The sequence below is a fragment of the Klebsiella sp. CTHL.F3a genome, from assembly GCF_019890895.1.
Lineage (GTDB): Bacteria > Pseudomonadota > Gammaproteobacteria > Enterobacterales > Enterobacteriaceae > Klebsiella > Klebsiella grimontii.
Genome location: NZ_CP082360.1, coordinates 5,603,926 through 5,621,691, shown reverse-complemented (window position 1 = coordinate 5,621,691; position 17,766 = coordinate 5,603,926). Strand labels below are relative to the sequence as shown.

14 protein-coding genes and 1 rRNA gene are annotated in these 17,766 nt (G+C 56.7%); 9 read left to right on the top strand and 6 right to left on the bottom strand.

The window, feature by feature from the left end; all coding sequences use genetic code 11:
* The first annotated feature begins 97 nt into the window (after nucleotides 1–97).
* A 5S ribosomal RNA gene (gene rrf / locus K7H21_RS26335) occupies nucleotides 98–213 on the top strand.
* Nucleotides 214–312: 99 nt separating this feature from the next.
* Here the strand turns inward: rrf and K7H21_RS26330 are convergent.
* Nucleotides 313–750: an acetyltransferase gene (locus K7H21_RS26330; RefSeq protein WP_004127707.1), complete on the bottom strand. Its 438-nt coding sequence runs from the start codon at nucleotides 748–750 to the stop codon at nucleotides 313–315.
* A gap of 156 nt (nucleotides 751–906) precedes the next feature.
* Between K7H21_RS26330 and metA the strand changes: the two genes are divergently transcribed.
* The 4 genes from metA (at nucleotide 907) to aceK (ending at nucleotide 6,829) form a co-directional block, all read left to right on the top strand.
* Entirely contained in the window at nucleotides 907–1,836 is a 930-nt protein-coding gene (gene metA, locus K7H21_RS26325) for a homoserine O-acetyltransferase MetA (RefSeq protein ID WP_004109666.1), read from the top strand.
* Nucleotides 1,837–2,095: 259 nt separating this feature from the next.
* Nucleotides 2,096–3,697: a malate synthase A gene (gene aceB / locus K7H21_RS26320; protein WP_004127708.1), complete on the top strand. Its 1,602-nt coding sequence runs from the start codon at nucleotides 2,096–2,098 to the stop codon at nucleotides 3,695–3,697.
* A 31-nt stretch (nucleotides 3,698–3,728) separates the two neighbouring features.
* Nucleotides 3,729–5,033 carry an isocitrate lyase gene (gene aceA / locus K7H21_RS26315; RefSeq protein WP_004127709.1) on the top strand — a complete coding sequence of 435 codons (1,305 nt, stop codon included), beginning with the start codon at nucleotides 3,729–3,731 and terminating at the stop codon, nucleotides 5,031–5,033.
* A gap of 53 nt (nucleotides 5,034–5,086) precedes the next feature.
* Nucleotides 5,087–6,829 carry a bifunctional isocitrate dehydrogenase kinase/phosphatase gene (aceK, locus tag K7H21_RS26310; protein WP_032742235.1) on the top strand — a complete coding sequence of 581 codons (1,743 nt, stop codon included), beginning with the start codon at nucleotides 5,087–5,089 and terminating at the stop codon, nucleotides 6,827–6,829.
* A 13-nt stretch (nucleotides 6,830–6,842) separates the two neighbouring features.
* Here the strand turns inward: aceK and K7H21_RS26305 are convergent, their stop codons facing one another.
* Together K7H21_RS26305 and iclR are read right to left on the bottom strand one after the other, a co-directional pair.
* A complete protein-coding gene (locus K7H21_RS26305) occupies nucleotides 6,843–7,247 on the bottom strand; it encodes an ASCH domain-containing protein (protein ID WP_087829759.1) in 405 nt (134 codons plus the stop codon).
* Between the two features lie 9 nt (nucleotides 7,248–7,256).
* Nucleotides 7,257–8,084: a glyoxylate bypass operon transcriptional repressor IclR gene (gene iclR, locus K7H21_RS26300; RefSeq protein WP_004127712.1), complete on the bottom strand. Its 828-nt coding sequence runs from the start codon at nucleotides 8,082–8,084 to the stop codon at nucleotides 7,257–7,259.
* 195 nt (nucleotides 8,085–8,279) lie between these two features.
* Between iclR and metH the strand changes: the two genes are divergently transcribed.
* Nucleotides 8,280–11,963: a methionine synthase gene (gene metH, locus K7H21_RS26295; protein WP_142482026.1), complete on the top strand. Its 3,684-nt coding sequence runs from the start codon at nucleotides 8,280–8,282 to the stop codon at nucleotides 11,961–11,963.
* Nucleotides 11,964–12,150: 187 nt separating this feature from the next.
* Nucleotides 12,151–13,782, top strand: coding sequence for a Na/Pi cotransporter family protein (locus K7H21_RS26290; RefSeq protein WP_004127714.1), 1,632 nt, complete (start codon nucleotides 12,151–12,153; stop codon nucleotides 13,780–13,782).
* Between the two features lie 363 nt (nucleotides 13,783–14,145).
* On the opposite strand, the gene pepE is transcribed toward K7H21_RS26290, so the two are convergent.
* Nucleotides 14,146–14,835, bottom strand: coding sequence for a dipeptidase PepE (gene pepE / locus K7H21_RS26285; protein ID WP_049115450.1), 690 nt, complete (start codon nucleotides 14,833–14,835; stop codon nucleotides 14,146–14,148).
* Between the two features lie 236 nt (nucleotides 14,836–15,071).
* Here pepE and K7H21_RS26280 point away from each other — a divergent pair, with 236 nt between their 5' ends.
* On the top strand, nucleotides 15,072–15,365 hold the full coding sequence (locus K7H21_RS26280; RefSeq protein WP_004127718.1) for a type II toxin-antitoxin system CcdA family antitoxin: 294 nt from the start codon (nucleotides 15,072–15,074) through the stop codon (nucleotides 15,363–15,365).
* Nucleotides 15,365–15,682 (top strand): CcdB family protein, encoded by a 318-nt coding sequence (locus K7H21_RS26275; RefSeq protein WP_014837118.1) that lies wholly within the window; start codon nucleotides 15,365–15,367, stop codon nucleotides 15,680–15,682. Before K7H21_RS26280 ends, K7H21_RS26275 begins: the two co-directional genes overlap by 1 nt.
* A gap of 31 nt (nucleotides 15,683–15,713) precedes the next feature.
* On the opposite strand, the gene K7H21_RS26270 is transcribed toward K7H21_RS26275, so the two are convergent.
* Nucleotides 15,714–16,523, bottom strand: a complete 810-nt coding sequence (locus K7H21_RS26270; RefSeq protein ID WP_123828579.1) for a shikimate 5-dehydrogenase — start codon at nucleotides 16,521–16,523, stop codon at nucleotides 15,714–15,716.
* Nucleotides 16,516–17,745, bottom strand: coding sequence for an L-sorbose 1-phosphate reductase (gene sorE, locus K7H21_RS26265; RefSeq protein WP_004127726.1), 1,230 nt, complete (start codon nucleotides 17,743–17,745; stop codon nucleotides 16,516–16,518). The genes K7H21_RS26270 and sorE overlap by 8 nt, the downstream gene beginning before the upstream one ends.
* Nucleotides 17,746–17,766 lie beyond the last annotated feature (21 nt).

Here is a 17,766-nt window from a genome sequence, read left to right as displayed (position 1 = left end):
GAAAGGAAGGAGCATACAGAAGTATGTGACTGAGTTTGCGAGCGCGGGCAACGCGGCAGATGCGATAAAGAATTGCGTACTGAGCACAAAGAATTTGCCTGGCGGCGATAGCGCGGTGGTCCCACCTGACCCCATGCCGAACTCAGAAGTGAAACGCCGTAGCGCCGATGGTAGTGTGGGGTCTCCCCATGTGAGAGTAGGGAACTGCCAGGCATCAAACACGTGAAGAGCCCATCCTGACGGATGGGCTTTTTGCGTTTTTATGGCCTGAGAACTACCGGATAGAAGTTTATTCTTATCCGGCTCCGTATCTTATTCGTGTACCAGATTCAATAACGGGTAAGGTTTACCGAGATCGTCCGTCTCTGAACGCCCCGTCACCTTAAAGCCCATCTTCTGATAAAATCCGACCGCTTGCTCATTCTGCTCATTAACGTTGGTCGTCAACTTTGGCGCCAGCGTTAGCGCGTGTTCAATCAGTAACTTACCGACGCCGCAGCCGCGGACCATAGGATCAACGAATAGCGCATCCATATGTTCACCCGTAAGAAGCATAAAGGCGATAGGCTCATCTTTCTCCGTTACCGCCACCCACAGCGGCGCTTCGGGTAGAAATGAACTCACCAGCGTTTCGAGTTCCACTCTATACTCTTTTGACAGGAAATCGTGAGTGGCATCAACCGAGCGACGCCAGATCGCAACCAGTTTTTCCCCTTCATCATGCCGTGAACGGCGGATACTAATAACCATAATTGCTCCTTTTATTTGTTCTTATATTCTAACGTAAAAATATCCGTGAAATTTTCTCACCCTGCACCTGCAGGCTCGACATTCACCTTATTCCTGGGTATCTTCAGCTGTCTGGATGTCTAAACGTTTATACGTATGCTATGAGGTAATAAAGTTATGCCAATTCGGGTGCAGGACGAGCTACCGGCCGTCAATTTCTTGCGTAATGAAAACGTCTTTGTGATGACGACTACTCGCGCGACGACTCAGGAAATCCGCCCGCTGAAGGTGCTCATCCTTAATCTGATGCCGAAGAAAATCGAGACTGAGAATCAGTTTCTGCGACTACTTTCCAACTCTCCCCTACAGCTTGATATCCAGCTGCTGCGCATCGATGCCCGCGAATCGCGTAATACCCCGGCGGAACACCTGAACAACTTTTACTGCAACTTTGAAGATATTTGCGATCAGAACTTTGATGGCCTGATTGTGACCGGCGCGCCTTTAGGGCTGGTTGAGTTTAATGACGTTGCCTATTGGCCGCAGATCAAGCAGGTACTGGAGTGGGCAAAAGATCATGTCACCTCCACGCTGTTTGTCTGTTGGGCGGTACAGGCTGCCCTTAATATTCTCTACGGTATTCCTAAACAGACCCGCTCTGAAAAAATTTCCGGCGTATATGAACACCATATCCTGCAACCTCATGCCTTATTAACCCGCGGCTTTGACGATAGCTTTTTGGCCCCGCACTCGCGCTATGCCGATTTCCCGGCGGCGCTGATTCGCGACTATACCGATCTTGAGATTCTGGCGGAGACGGAAGAAGGGGACGCCTACCTGTTCGCCAGCAAAGATAAGCGCATCGCCTTCGTGACCGGTCACCCGGAATATGACGCCAATACTCTGGCCAGCGAATTTTTCCGCGATGTAGAAGCGGGCCTCGATCCACAGGTTCCGCACAATTATTTCCCGCAAAACGATCCGCAGAACAAACCGCGTGCCACCTGGCGAAGTCATGGCAATCTGCTGTTTATCAACTGGCTGAATTATTACGTCTACCAGATTACACCATACGATCTACGCCATATGAATCCGACTCTGGATTAATGTCCTACACAACGCGATCCTAAAGCGTTTCAGCATTTTGCCTCTGGCACCTTCGGGTGCCTTTTTTATTTCCGAAACGCGGCTCATATTGTAATTAAACTTTATTTATATTGTTATCAATAGGTTAATTAAGAATTAAATTAAAAATGGAAATTGTTTTTGATTTTGAAAAATAAATGCGTAGTCTTAATTGTGCTGAACGAAAACTACACAACGATCTTACGTTCGCGCCAACTGGATCAACCAAGAGGAGCAGCACATGACGCAGCAGGCGACAATTACTGACGAACTGGCTTTTAGCCAGCCATATGGCGACCAGGAGAAGCAAATCTTAACGCCTGAGGCAGTGGAGTTTCTGACCGAGCTGGTGAGCCGCTTTACGCCAGAACGCAACAAACTCCTGGCGGCGCGTATCCAGCAGCAGCAGGCAATTGACGACGGAAAACTACCTGATTTTATTTCGGAAACTGCTTCCATTCGTAATAGTGAATGGAAGATCCGCGGTATTCCGGAGGATTTGCAGGATCGGCGGGTGGAAATCACCGGACCGGTTGAGCGCAAGATGGTGATCAATGCGCTCAATGCGAATGTGAAAGTCTTTATGGCGGATTTCGAAGACTCGCTGGCGCCCGAATGGAACAAAGTCATTGATGGACAAATTAACCTGCGTGATGCGGTTAACGGCACCATCAGCTACACCAATGAAGCCGGCAAGATTTATCAGCTCAAGCCGAACCCGGCGCTACTGATCTGCCGCGTTCGCGGTCTGCACCTGCCGGAAAAACATGTGACCTGGCGCGGTGAAGCCATTCCCGGCAGCCTGTTCGACTTCGCACTCTATTTCTTCCACAACTACAAAGCGTTACTGGAAAAAGGTAGCGGGCCCTATTTCTATCTGCCGAAGACTCAGGCCTGGCAGGAAGCGGCGTGGTGGAGTGAAGTCTTTAGCTTTACGGAAGACCGTTTTGAGCTGCCGCGCGGCACCGTTAAAGCCACGTTGCTGATTGAAACGCTGCCCGCCGTATTCCAGATGGACGAAATTCTGCACGCCCTGCGCGACCATATTGTTGGCCTGAACTGCGGGCGCTGGGACTACATCTTCAGCTATATCAAAACGCTGAAGAACCACCCTGACCGCGTTTTGCCGGATCGTCAGGTGGTGACGATGGACAAACCTTTCCTCAGCGCCTACTCGCGATTGCTGATTAGGACCTGCCACAAGCGCGGCGCGTTTGCGATGGGCGGCATGGCGGCCTTTATTCCGAGCAAAGATGCCGAGCGAAACAACCAGGTGCTGAACAAGGTAAAAGCAGACAAATCGCTGGAGGCAAATAACGGCCATGATGGTACCTGGATCGCGCATCCCGGGCTGGCTGATACCGCGATGGCCGTTTTTAACGGCGTACTGGGCGAGAACAAAAATCAGCTATCCGTTACCCGCGAAGACGACGCGCCGATCACTGCTGAACAACTGCTGGCCCCCTGTGAAGGCGAACGGACCGAAGAGGGCATGCGCGCCAATATTCGCGTGGCGGTGCAGTACATCGAAGCGTGGATCTCCGGCAACGGCTGCGTACCGATCTATGGCCTGATGGAAGATGCGGCAACGGCCGAAATCTCCCGTACCTCGATTTGGCAGTGGATCCATCATGAGAAAACCCTCAGTAACGGCACACCTGTTACCAAAGCGCTGTTCCGCCAGTGGCTGGCCGAAGAGATGCGGGTGATTCAGGACGAACTGGGCGAGCACCGCTACAGCAGCGGGCGTTTTGATGAAGCCGCTCGTCTGATGGAACAGATCACCACCTCCGACGAGCTGATCGATTTCTTAACCCTGCCTGGCTATCGCCTTCTGGCCTAATTCACCACACAACAATATGGAGCATCTGCACATGAAGACTCGTACCCAACAAATCGAAGAATTAAACAAAGAGTGGACGAAACCGCGCTGGGAAGGGATTACCCGCCCATACAGCGCCGAGGACGTGGTGAAGCTACGCGGCTCGGTCAACCCGGAGTGTACGCTGGCGCAACTGGGCGCGGCAAAGATGTGGCGACTACTGCACGGCGAAGCGAAAAAAGGCTACGTCAACAGCCTGGGCGCGCTGACCGGCGGGCAGGCGCTGCAGCAGGCGAAAGCGGGCATTGAAGCGATTTATCTTTCCGGCTGGCAGGTCGCGGCGGATGCCAACCTGGCCTCCAGCATGTATCCGGATCAATCGCTCTATCCGGCAAACTCGGTACCGGCGGTTGTCGATCGGATCAACAACACCTTCCGCCGCGCAGATCAGATCCAGTGGTCTGCGGGCATTGAGCCGAACGATCCGCGTTATACCGATTATTTCCTGCCGATCGTCGCCGACGCGGAAGCGGGATTTGGCGGCGTGCTTAATGCGTTTGAGCTGATGAAATCGATGATTGAGGCCGGTGCAGCGGCCGTACACTTCGAAGACCAGCTGGCATCGGTGAAGAAGTGCGGCCATATGGGTGGCAAAGTGCTGGTCCCCACGCAAGAGGCGATTCAGAAACTGGTTGCCGCGCGCCTGGCGGCGGATGTGATGGGCGTGCCAACCCTGGTGATTGCCCGTACTGACGCCGATGCGGCGGATTTAATTACCTCAGACTGCGATCCTTACGATCGTCAGTTCATCACCGGAGACCGTACCAGCGAAGGTTTCTTCCGCACCCATGCCGGTATCGAACAGGCGATCAGCCGCGGGCTGGCCTACGCGCCCTATGCCGACCTGGTGTGGTGTGAAACTTCCACCCCGGACCTTGAGCTGGCGAAGCGCTTTGCCGATGCGATTCACGCGAAATATCCGGGTAAACTGCTGGCCTACAACTGCTCGCCGTCGTTTAACTGGCAGAAAAAGCTGGATGATAAAACCATCGCCAGCTTCCAGCAGCAGCTGTCGGATATGGGTTACAAGTATCAGTTCATCACCCTGGCGGGTATCCACAGTATGTGGTTCAACATGTTTGATCTGGCGCACGCTTACGCCCAGGGCGAGGGCATGAAGCATTATGTTGAGAAAGTCCAGCAGCCGGAGTTCGCGGCGGCTAAAGATGGCTACACCTTTGTCTCTCATCAGCAGGAAGTGGGCACCGGCTACTTCGATAAGGTGACCACCATTATCCAGGGCGGAGCCTCGTCAGTCACGGCGTTAACCGGCTCTACAGAAGAAGATCAGTTCTGATAATTTCCCCCTCTCCCTCTCTCCGGGGGAGAGGGATGGGTGAGGGGGAAGCGATGACGCGTGGCCTGGAACTATTGATTGCTCAAACTATTTTGCAGGGTTTTGACGCCCAGTATGGTCGTTTTCTTGAAGTGACTTCCGGCGCCCAGCAGCGCTTTGAACAGGCTGACTGGCATACCGTCCAGCAGGCGATGAAGCAGCGTATTCACCTTTACGATCACCATGTCGGCCTGGTCGTCGAACAGCTGCGCTGCATTACTGATGGTAAAAATACCGATACCGATTTTTTGCTGCGGGTGAAAGAGCACTATACCCGCCTGCTGCCGGATTACCCTCGCTTCGAAATTGCGGAGAGCTTTTTTAATTCCGTCTATTGCCGGTTGTTTGACCACCGCTCGCTGACTCCCGAGCGGCTTTTTATTTTCAGCTCGCAGCCGGAGCGGCGCTTACGTTCCATCCCGCGGCCGCTGGCTAAAGATTTCTTCCCTAACCGGGGCTGGGACACGTTATTACGCAAAGTGTTATCCGATCTTCCTCTCCGCCTGCCGTGGCAAAACAGCGCGCGCGATATCGGATATATCACCGCTTGCCTGCAGGAAGCGCTTGGCAGCGAGCTACTTTCCCGCTCACATCTGCAGGTGGCGAACGAACTGTTTTATCGCAATAAGGCGGCCTGGCTGGTGGGTAAACTCGTCACGCCAATAGCGACGCTGCCTTTTCTTCTCCCTATCCATCGTTCTGATGAAGGTGAACTGTTTGTCGATGCCTGTCTGACAACGCACGCCGAAGCCAGCATCGTTTTTGGCTTCGCCCGCTCCTATTTTATGGTTTACGCGCCGCTGCCCGGCGCGCTGGTTGAGTGGCTGCGTGAGATTCTCCCGGGTAAAACCACCGCCGAACTGTATATGGCAATTGGCTGCCAGAAGCATGCGAAAACCGAGAGCTATCGGGAATACCTGCACTACATTTCCCAAAGTGATGAGCAATTTATTGAAGCGCCGGGGATTCGCGGCATGGTGATGCTGGTGTTTACTTTGCCGGGATTTGACCGGGTATTTAAGATCATCAAGGACCGCTTCGCGCCGCAGAAAGAGATGACAGCCGCCCACGTGCGCGCCTGCTATCAGCTGGTCAAAGAGCACGACCGCGTGGGACGGATGGCCGATACCCAGGAGTTTGAGAACTTCGTGCTGGAGAAACGGCAAATTGCGCCCGAATTGATGACCCTGCTGCAAACCGAGGCCGGAGCGAAAATTACCGATCTCGGCGATCGAATCGCCATCAGCCATCTTTATATCGAGCGGCGGATGGTGCCGCTCAATATCTGGCTGGAGCAGGTCGACGGTCAGGCGCTGCGCGATGCGGTGGAGGAGTACGGGAACGCCATTCGACAGCTGGCCGCCGCCAATATTTTCCCCGGCGATATGCTATTTAAAAACTTTGGCGTCACGCGTCACGGCCGGGTGGTGTTCTACGATTATGATGAAATTTGCTATATGACGGAAGTGAACTTCCGTGAGATCCCGCCGGCGCGCTACCCGGAAGATGAACTCGCCAGCGAGCCCTGGTATAGCGTCTCGCCGGGCGATGTTTTCCCGGAAGAGTTTCGCCACTGGCTGTGCGCCGATCCGCGCATCGGGCCGCTATTTGAAGAGATGCATTCGGACCTGCTGCGCGCCGACTACTGGCGGGAGCTGCAAACGCGCATCCGCAACGGCCACGTGGAGGATGTCTACGCCTATCGCCGCCGTCAGCGCTTTTGCGTGCGTTACGGCAATCTGCAGCAGGCGGGGTAACAGGCGGCCTGGCTCAGGCCGCTTCGATAACGGCAAATTCTTCGTATACCAGCTCCATATCCGGAGCCCAGGTGCCCTCTCGTTCAAAGAAGGCCTGATGCGCCGATTGCCAGTAGGCGAGGCTCAAATCGCCTTCGCCTTCCAGCGCGGCGAGCTCCGGGCTCATTTCGTTAAAACGGATGAGCCTGAGCGTCAGGGTGCGTATCACGCAGACGGCTTTCCCTTTGCCGTCCAGTACAATGTGATATGCCCCTGGCGTCACGGGTGGCTGCTCCTGCTGATAGCTGACAAGCGAGCCGCAGGTACCGCGCTTTTTCCCCGCGACGACCAGTGCCGCCAGCTCGTCGGCCAGCGCCGCGGAGTCGCCGAAAGACCAGCAAAAAGCTGAAGGGTATTTATCCTGCCAGTAGGATTTCAGATCGCTCATTTAGCGTACTCCGCCGTAGGCCAGCGTGACTTCTTTCGCCGCCTTGATCACCATCGCGCCGAACTCGGTCACGCGGTCATCGGTAATGCGGGAAATGGGTCCGGAGATTGAGATAGCGGCGAACGGCTCACGATGTTCATCATAAATGCACGACGCCACGCAGCGCAGGCCAAGCGCGTGTTCCTCGTCATCAAACGAGTAGCCACGCTTACGCGTCTGGGCCAGATCTTCTTTCAGATGCACCGGCGACACCAGAGTGGCGTGGGTATAGGCGTGCAGACCTTTTCGGTGCAGCAGGCCGGTAACCTGCTCTTCGCTTAGCTGCGACAGAAAAGCCTTTCCGGCGCCGGAAGCGTGCATCGGCAGCTTACCGCCAATCGGCGCCGACATACGCATCAGTTGGGTACACTGCACCTGATCGATAATAATCGCCTGGTGGTCGCCCTGGTCAAGCACCGCGAGGTTAACCGTTTCGCCGGAGTCTTCCATCAGCTGACGCAAAATCGGATGGACGATCGCCAACAGGTTACGGCTTTGCAGGAAGCTGCTGCCGACGACGAAAGCATGCGCGCCTACCGACCAGTGTCCCAGCTCACCGACCTGACGAACAAAACCCAACTGCTGCATGGTCGTCAGCAGGCGGTGCGTCGTGGAGTTAGGCAAACCGGCCTGCTGGGCCAGTTCGGTCAGCGCCACGCTACCGTGGGATTCAGCAATCCATTCGAGCAGTTTCAGTCCGCGAGTCAGGGACTGAACTTGTCCGCCAGCCGGAGCGGCGGCGGGAGAGGCAGGTTTTCTGCCGCGTTTTGCGGGAGCGGGGGTCGCCATCGCGGACTCCTTTTTTCTGTATCGTGGAAATGATTTTCGTTTTATTTGGCGATAATGCAATCACTACCCGACTGATCGGATGAGTGAAGCTGAACATGTCTCATCTTGCCCGCTGTTCTCTTTTCCACCCCTTCGGTTTGTGCCAGTATGGTCTGTTGAGTTTTTCGGTCTGGTTGAACGTTGTCGGGAGCGAGTGTGAGCAGCAAAGTTGAGCAACTGCATCAGCAGTTAAAAGCACGTATTTTGGTTCTGGATGGGGGCATGGGCACCATGATCCAGAGCTATCGTCTGAGTGAGCAGGACTTTCGCGGCGCACGCTTTGCCGACTGGCCGTGCGACCTGAAGGGCAACAACGACCTGCTGGTTCTCAGCAAGCCGGAAGTGATAACCGCTATCCACGATGCCTATTTCGAGGCCGGGGCGGATATCATTGAAACCAACACCTTTAATTCGACGACCATCGCGATGGCGGATTACCAGATGGAATCCCTGTCGGCGGAGATCAACTTTACGGCGGCGAAACTGGCCCGCGCCAGCGCCGATGCCTGGACCGCCCGCACGCCGGAAAAACCGCGCTACGTCGCAGGGGTCCTCGGCCCGACTAACCGCACCGCGTCTATTTCTCCCGACGTCAACGACCCGGCCTACCGCAACATCACCTTTGACGGGCTAGTGGAAGCCTATCGTGAATCCACCAAAGCGCTGGTTGAAGGCGGGGCGGATCTGATTCTGATTGAGACGGTGTTCGATACCCTCAACGCTAAAGCGGCGATCTTTGCGGTTAAAGAGGAGTTCGAAGCGCTGGGGGTCGATCTGCCGATTATGATCTCCGGCACCATCACCGACGCCTCCGGGCGCACGCTGTCCGGCCAGACCACCGAAGCTTTCTATAACTCGCTGCGCCACGCCGATGCGCTGACGTTCGGCCTCAACTGCGCACTCGGGCCGGATGAGCTGCGCCAGTACGTGCAGGAGCTGTCGCGTATCGCCGAATGCTACGTTACCGCCCACCCGAATGCCGGTTTGCCGAACGCCTTTGGCGAATACGACCTCGACGCCGACACGATGGCGGCGCAAATTCGCGAATGGGCTGAAGCCGGATTCCTGAATATTGTCGGCGGCTGCTGCGGCACCACGCCGGAACATATCGCCGCCATGAGCCGCGCGGTGGCCGGCCTGCCGCCGCGCCAGCTGCCGGAAATCCCCGTCGCCTGCCGTCTTTCCGGCCTTGAGCCGCTGAATATCGGCGATGACAGCCTGTTTGTGAACGTCGGCGAACGCACCAACGTCACCGGCTCGGCGAAATTCAAGCGCCTGATTAAAGAAGAAAAATATAACGAAGCGCTGGATGTGGCACGCCAGCAAGTCGAAAGCGGCGCGCAGATTATCGATATCAATATGGATGAGGGAATGCTCGACGCCGAAGCGGCGATGACGCGCTTCCTCAACCTGATCGCCGGTGAGCCGGATATCGCCCGCGTGCCGATTATGATTGACTCCTCCAAATGGGAAGTTATCGAAAAAGGCCTGAAGTGTATTCAGGGTAAAGGCATCGTTAACTCCATCTCGATGAAAGAGGGCGTTGAGCCGTTTATCCAGCATGCGAAAAAGGTGCGCCGCTACGGGGCCGCCGTCGTGGTGATGGCCTTTGATGAAGTGGGCCAGGCCGATACCCGCGAGCGGAAAATTGAAATTTGCCGCCGGGCGTACAACATTCTCACCAAAGAGGTGGGCTTCCCGCCGGAAGATATCATCTTTGACCCGAATATTTTCGCCGTGGCGACCGGGATTGAAGAGCACAACAACTACGCCCAGGACTTTATCGGCGCCTGCGAAGATATCAAACGCGAACTGCCGCACGCGCTCATTTCCGGCGGCGTGTCTAACGTGTCGTTCTCCTTTCGCGGCAACGACCCGGTGCGCGAGGCGATTCACGCGGTATTCCTCTACTACGCCATCCGCAACGGCATGGATATGGGCATCGTCAACGCTGGCCAGCTGGCGATTTACGACGACCTTCCCGCCGAGCTGCGTGACGCGGTTGAAGATGTGATTCTGAACCGCCGCGATGACGGCACCGAACGCCTGCTCGATTTGGCGGAAAAATATCGCGGCAGCAAAACCGACGATACCGCCAATGCTCAGCAGGCGGAGTGGCGCAGCTGGGACGTCAAAAAACGCCTCGAATACTCGCTGGTTAAAGGCATTACCGAATTTATCGAGCTCGATACCGAAGAAGCCCGCCAGCAGGCCGCGCGGCCGATTGAGGTTATCGAAGGCCCGCTGATGGACGGCATGAACGTGGTCGGCGACCTGTTCGGCGAGGGGAAAATGTTCCTGCCGCAGGTGGTGAAATCCGCCCGCGTCATGAAGCAGGCGGTGGCCTATCTCGAACCCTATATCGAAGCCAGCAAAGAGAAAGGTTCCAGCAACGGCAAGATGGTCATTGCCACCGTGAAAGGCGACGTGCACGACATCGGCAAGAATATTGTCGGCGTGGTGCTGCAGTGTAATAACTACGAAATTGTCGACCTTGGCGTGATGGTGCCTGCGGATAAAATCCTGAAAACCGCCCGCGAGGTTAACGCCGACCTGATTGGCCTCTCCGGGCTGATAACGCCGTCGCTGGATGAGATGGTCAACGTGGCGAAGGAGATGGAGCGTCAGGGCTTTACTATTCCGCTGCTGATCGGCGGCGCCACCACCTCGAAAGCGCATACGGCGGTGAAAATCGAGCAGAACTACAGCGGCCCGACGGTTTACGTGCAGAACGCCTCGCGCACCGTCGGCGTGGTCGCTGCGCTGCTGTCCGCGACCCAGCGTGATGATTTTGTCGCCCGTACCCGCAAAGAGTACGAAACGGTACGTATTCAGCACGGACGTAAAAAGCCGCGTACCCCGCCGGTCACGCTGGAAGCCGCGCGCGATAACGATCTGGCCTTTGACTGGGAAAGCTATACGCCGCCAGTGGCCCATCGTCTGGGCGTACAGGAAGTGGAAGCCAGTATCGAAACCCTGCGTAACTATATCGACTGGACGCCGTTCTTTATGACCTGGTCGCTGGCCGGGAAATATCCGCGCATTCTGGAAGATGAAGTGGTCGGCGAAGAGGCGCAGCGCCTGTTCAAAGACGCCAATGAACTGCTGGATAAGCTCAGCGCCGGGAAGACACTGAACCCGCGCGGCGTGGTGGGGCTGTTCCCGGCTAACCGCGTCGGCGACGACGTCGAAATCTATCGCGATGAAACCCGCACGCACGTGCTGACCGTGGGGCATCATTTGCGCCAGCAGACCGAGAAAGTCGGTTTTGCCAACTACTGCCTGGCGGACTTTGTCGCGCCGAAACTGTCAGGAAAAGCGGATTATATCGGCGCCTTTGCGGTGACGGGCGGCCTTGAGGAAGACGCGCTGGCCGACGCCTACGAAGCGCAGCACGATGATTACAACAAGATTATGGTGAAGGCGATTGCCGACCGTCTGGCGGAAGCCTTTGCCGAATATCTGCATGAGCGGGTGCGCAAGGTCTATTGGGGCTATGCGGCGAACGAGAACCTCAGTAACGAAGAGCTGATCCGCGAGAACTATCAGGGAATTCGCCCGGCGCCGGGCTATCCGGCCTGCCCGGAACATACCGAAAAGGCGACGATCTGGGAGCTGCTGGAGGTGGAAAAGCACACCGGCATGAAGCTGACGGAGTCCTTTGCCATGTGGCCCGGCGCGTCGGTTTCCGGCTGGTACTTCAGCCATCCTGACAGCAAGTACTTCGCGGTGGCGCAAATTCAGCGCGACCAGGTGGAAGACTATGCGTTGCGTAAGGGGATGAGCGTGGCGGAGGTGGAGCGCTGGCTGGCGCCGAACCTCGGTTACGATGCCGACTGATCCACCAAACCGTTATCTTTTCTTACAACTAACAGGGCGCTCAATGAGCGCCCTGTCTCTTTATTGTGCGTAAACCCTTATACTGAAGGGAACTTGCGATCGTTGCCGTCGGATAAGCAAAGCGCTATCCGGCCTGTAACGGTTGATGAGTTTCTGGAACAAATAAATATAAGGAGAAGCTGATTCCGTGTTAACTCTGCTACACCTGTTGTCCGCCGTCGCTCTACTGGTGTGGGGCACCCATATCGTCCGTACCGGCGTGATGCGTGTCTACGGCGCTCGCCTGCGCAGCGTGCTCAGCAGCAGCGTGGAGAAAAAACCGCTCGCTTTCTGCGCGGGGATCGGCGTTACCGCGCTGGTCCAGAGCAGCAATGCCACCACTATGCTGGTGACTTCTTTTGTCGCCCAGGATCTGGTGGCGCTGGCCCCCGCGCTGGTGATGGTGCTGGGCGCTGACGTCGGTACCGCGCTGATGGCGAGGGTGCTGACCTTCGACCTGTCGTGGCTCTCGCCGCTGCTGATTTTTATCGGCGTGATTTTCTTCCTCGGGCGCAAGCAAACGCGCGCGGGCCAGCTCGGGCGCGTGGGGATTGGTCTGGGCTTGATTCTGCTGGCGCTGGAGCTGATCGTGCAGGCGGTGCATCCCATCACCCAGGCCAACGGCGTACAGGTGATTTTCGCCTCTTTGACCGGCGATATTATGCTGGATGCGCTGATCGGCGCGGTGTTCGCCATCATCAGCTATTCAAGTCTGGCGGCGGTGCTGCTGACCGCGACGTTAACCGCCACCGGCGTGATTTCGTTTCCGGTGGCGCTGTGCCTGGTGATCGGCGCTAACCTCGGCTCCGGGCTGTTGGCCATGCTAAATAACAGCGGCGCCAATGCCGCCGCGCGCCGCGTTGCGCTCGGCAGCCTGCTGTTTAAGCTGGTGGGCAGCCTGATTATCCTGCCGTTTGTACATCTGTTGGCAAACGTCATGGATGAACTCCCGCTGCAAAAATCCGAGCTGGTCATCTATTTCCACGTCTTCTACAACCTGATCCGCTGTATCGCCATGGTGCCGTTTGCCGGGCCGATGGCGAACCTCTGTAAGCGTCTGATTCGCGATGAGCCCGAGCTGGATGCGCGTCTGAAGCCGAAGCATCTGGATACTTCGGCGCTGGATACGCCCGCGCTGGCGCTGGCCAATGCCGCCCGCGAAACGCTGCGTATTGGCGATGCCATGGAGCAGATGCTGGAAAGCCTGCGTAAAGTAATGCACGGTGAGCCGCGTGAAGAGAAAGAGCTGCGGCGGATGGCGGATGATATCAACGTGCTTTACACCGCCATTAAGCTCTATCTGGCGCGGATGCCGAAAGAGGAGCTGGCGGATGAGGAGTCCCGCCGCTGGGCGGAAATTATCGAAATGGCGCTCAACCTCGAGCAGGCTTCGGATATCGTCGAAAGAATGGGCAGCGAAATCGCCGATAAATCGCTGGCCGCGCGCCGCGCGTTCTCTATGGAGGGGCTGAAAGAGCTGGACGCACTCTACGACCAGCTGCTCAGCAATCTGCAGCTGGCGATGTCGGTCTTCTTCTCCGGCGACGTGCCGAGCGCCCGCCGCCTGCGCCGCAGCAAACATCGTTTTCGCATTATGAACCGTCGTTACTCGCACGCGCACGTTGACCGCCTGCATCAGCAAAACGTGCAGAGCATTGAAACCAGTACGCTGCACCTGGCGCTGCTTGGCGATATGAAGCGTCTTAACTCGTTGTTCTGCTCGGTAGCCTATAGCGTGATGGAGCAGCCGGATGAGGACGATGAGCGCGATGATTATTAAGCGCTGATGAGCCGCCTGACATCCCTGGCTCGCGCTGTGCTTAACCGGGCTACAGGATTACCGCCGTCTGCGGCCGGTAGCTCGGACAGATGCGCAGCATCGCCTCCGGGGAATTATGCCACTCTGCGCTTTGCTCCCGGGGGCGGCGCAGAGCGCCTTGCCCGGGCTACGAGTTCTCCACCGTCTGCGGGATGGTAGCCCGGACAGATGCGCAGCATCGCCTCCGGGATATTATGCCACTCTGCGCTTTGCTCCCGGGGGCGGCGCAGAGCGCCTTGCCCGGGCTACGAGTTCTCCGCCGTCTGCGGAACGGTAGCCCGGAAAGGCGCAACGCGCCTCCTCCGGGACAAGAGCAAGCAGGGGTCAGAAACGATGGCCGGCGTTCAGGGTCACTGCTTCTTCTCCGGCTCTGAACACCAGCGTCGGATTCGGGCCGCCGAGAGTGGCGTGGCCCTGCGTCACCTGAATCCAGTTGCCTTCCGGCAGGCCGATAATCGTCAGCTCTGGCGCAACCACCAGCAGCTCGCGGATCCGCTGTTCGCGGGTCTCGCCTTTATGGCCTTCCGGCAGTGCGTTGGTGAAGTGCGGGTTAATTTGCAGCGGGAACAACCCCAGCGCAGTAAAACCGTTAGGGTCGACAATCGGCATATCGTTAGTGGTGCGAATCGTCGGACAGGCCAGGTTAGCGCCCGCGCTCCAGCCGATATACAGCGCCCCGCGCTTCACCACATCTACTATCGGCGCCAGCAGGCCGCGTTCGCGGCACTCTTTCAGCAACTGAAAGGTGTTGCCGCCGCCGACGATAACTATCTCCGCATTCGCAATCGCCGACACCGGATCCGCGACGCTGTGAATACCGGTAACCGTGACGCCCATTGGACTGAAGACGGCGGCGGTTTTCGCGGTGTAATCGTCCCAGGTTTGCGTTACCCCGGCGAAAGGAATAAATACCGCAGAACGGCGGCCGTTTAGCTGCCCGGCAATGGTCGGCAGCGCATGTTCCAGCCAGGCTTTGCCCGGTAGCGTTGAGTTACTTAATAGCAGCAGTTCCATCATTTCTCCATTTGGCCAGATGATTATTCGGGCAGGGATGTTATCACAGGATATCTTACCGCTTGCTGACGTGGCTCACGCTGAGACGCGCTGAACATAGCGGAACGGCGATTTCTGGCGCTGGGATTCTCTGAATTAAACTGGAAAGCGCCTCGCAGACTGACTCTACCGGGCGTGACAGGTTAGCGGGAACTGCTTAGTTTTACGTTGATGATTCACAGGCAAAGGAATAGAAAATGCTCGTTTATTACGCTAATCTGAGGCATGTCATGCGCATTATCATGGGGGCTATCATGCGCACTACGTCGAACGTTAAAAAATCAGTCAATGTCTCGCTTTCGCCTGAAATCCTGGAAGAGGCGCGTAAACTTAAAATCAACATTTCGGCGGTTTTAACGGAAGCTTTGCTTGAAAAACTTCGTGAGCACAAACGTGAAGAGTGGTTACGAGACAATAAGAAATCGATCGATACGATTAACCAATGGGTAGAAGAAAACGGTTCGTTTAGTGATTTTCAAAGGCCGTTCTGATGGAACAATATTGCGCTTATGAGAATACGGGAAGCGGTAAAAAGGTTTTCCCTTATTTAATCAACCTGCAGCATCCGGTCGCGAATGTCCTGAAGCATATCCTGGTTGCCCCTGTGATAGAACAAAACCAACTACCCGATACCCAGCCCCCGACCAAAATTTGTCCCGTGATTACGATTGCCGGTCAAACTTATATTGTGATGACGCATATGATGGCGGGTTTGCCGCAAAAAGAACTGGGCAAGCGCGTCGCTGATTTGACGGCGGACAGGGCTGCGCTGCGCGATGCAATCGACTTCCTGATCAACGGTTATTAGGGCGCCCTCCCTGGCGCTCTCCGTTTTGCCCTTATCCTCTGGCAAAGGCCGCGGCTTCAGCGACCAGCGCCGCGTCCGGGCGCACGCCGGTGTAGAGCGCAAATTGCTCCACCGCCTGCAGGGCAATCACCTCCGCGCCGCTGATAACGTGCTTGTCCAGCCTCTGCGCCAGCTTGATGAGCGGGGTTTCCGGCGGTAGCGCGACCACGTCAAATATCACGGCGGCCCGTTCCACCATTGTCTGGCTAAAGGCCAGGGTTTCGCTTTCCGTACCGCCCGCCATGCCGAGCGGCGTGACGTTAACCAGAATATCCGCTGCGATTCCCTCTGGCTTGGGCTGCCACTGGAAACCGTACTGCTTCGCCAGCGCCAGGCCGCGCTCGCGATGGCGGGCGGCGATAATCACATCGCGGAAACCGGCATCGCGGAAGGCGGCGATGACCGCTTTGCCCATTCCGCCGCTGCCCTGGATCATCACTTTGGCAGAGGCGTCGAGCCGATGGCTGTCAATCAGGCTTTTTACCGCGATATAGTCGGTATTCAGCCCGGTCAGCCTGCCGTCGTCGTTGACGATGGTATTGACCGAATCAATCACCTTTGCCGAAGGGTCAAGAGCGTCGAGAAACGGTATGCAGCTCTCTTTAAACGGCATCGAGACCGCGCAGCCGCGAACGCCTAATGCGCGCACGCCGTTTACCGCCGCGGCAATATCCTGGGTCGTAAACGCTTTATAGATATAGTTCAGCCCCAGCTTTTCATACAGATAGTTGTGAAAGCGGGTGCCGAAGTTGCCCGGACGACCGGCCAACGACATGCACAGCTGCGTATCACGATTAATCATGAACAATATCCTCCGCGTGGGCCAGCAGATACACCTCCGCCTCTTTTGACCAGATACCGTGATGGCGCTCCATAATCGCCGCCAGCTGCGGATCGCTGATTTCTCCCAGCGGCGTCAGCGGGATATTTTTCCCGGTATAGACCAGCTTTTTACCGCCTCCCACCGCCGGTAAATCCAGGGTCGTCTCGCCCGCCGCGTTCAGCCCCAGAATATGGGTCACCACCTTCGCGGTCTGGACTTTTTTCGCCTGCATCAGCGCTACGGCGGCGCGCATATCGTCGGTATTACCGCCGGAGGTGCCGACGTAGTGGGTAAATGCGTAATGCACATCGTAAAAATTGATCGGCGCGCTGAACTGCTTATCCTGCGGACCGGCGAAGAAGTTCAGGCAGCCGTCTGCGGCCAGCAGCGAGGATGCCAGAGTGATGAGCTGTTCGTTAGGGACGAAGACGAAGATATCGTCAAAACCGTGGCCGCCGGAGAGCGCCATCAGCGTTTCGCGGCTGGCGTCACGCCCATCAAGATAGTGGATCAGCGTTTGCGGCTCGGAGGGATAGTGCTGGCGCGCATAGCTGAGCTTTGGCTTATTGGTGTCGGTGACCACCAGCAGCGCCGGATTGATCGGGCCATGCAGCGCGTAGTCGATAGCCAGCAGGCCCATCGGGCCGGTGCCGCCGAGGATCAGCGTGCGCCCCTGCGGGCGAATGCCCATCACATGGTTATAGCTGCCTTCCTGCAAATGGTAGTTGGCATTGAACGCGCCGATCACGCAGGAGAGCGGCTCCACCAGCGAACCTTCAAACCAGGTATCGCCTTCCCAGGAAAGCAAACAATCCTGTTCCATCACCTCGTTGGGGATCACCACGTGGGTGGCTTCGCCACCGATCCACGGGAAGGAATAGCCGGGGCAGTCCGGGCGATCCGGCAACTGCAGGTTGGCCTGAATAACATAGCGTTGACCAGCGTGAAACTTGTGCTGCCACTTTTTACCGACGGCGATAATTTCCCCGCAAAACTCATGGCCGATGATAATCGGGTTGGTCGCCACATCGTCCGGCACCTTTTTGTGGTCCTCACCCTGATTCGCCTCTTTCCATGAGGAGAGGCACAGGCTGTCGGTGACCACCCGGGCGAGGATTTCATCATCCTGCATCGCCGGTAGTTCGAAGGTTTCCAGGCGCAGGTCGCGTTTGCCGTACAGGCGCAGGGCTGTTGTTTGCATATTTACCACCTCATCCCCTTC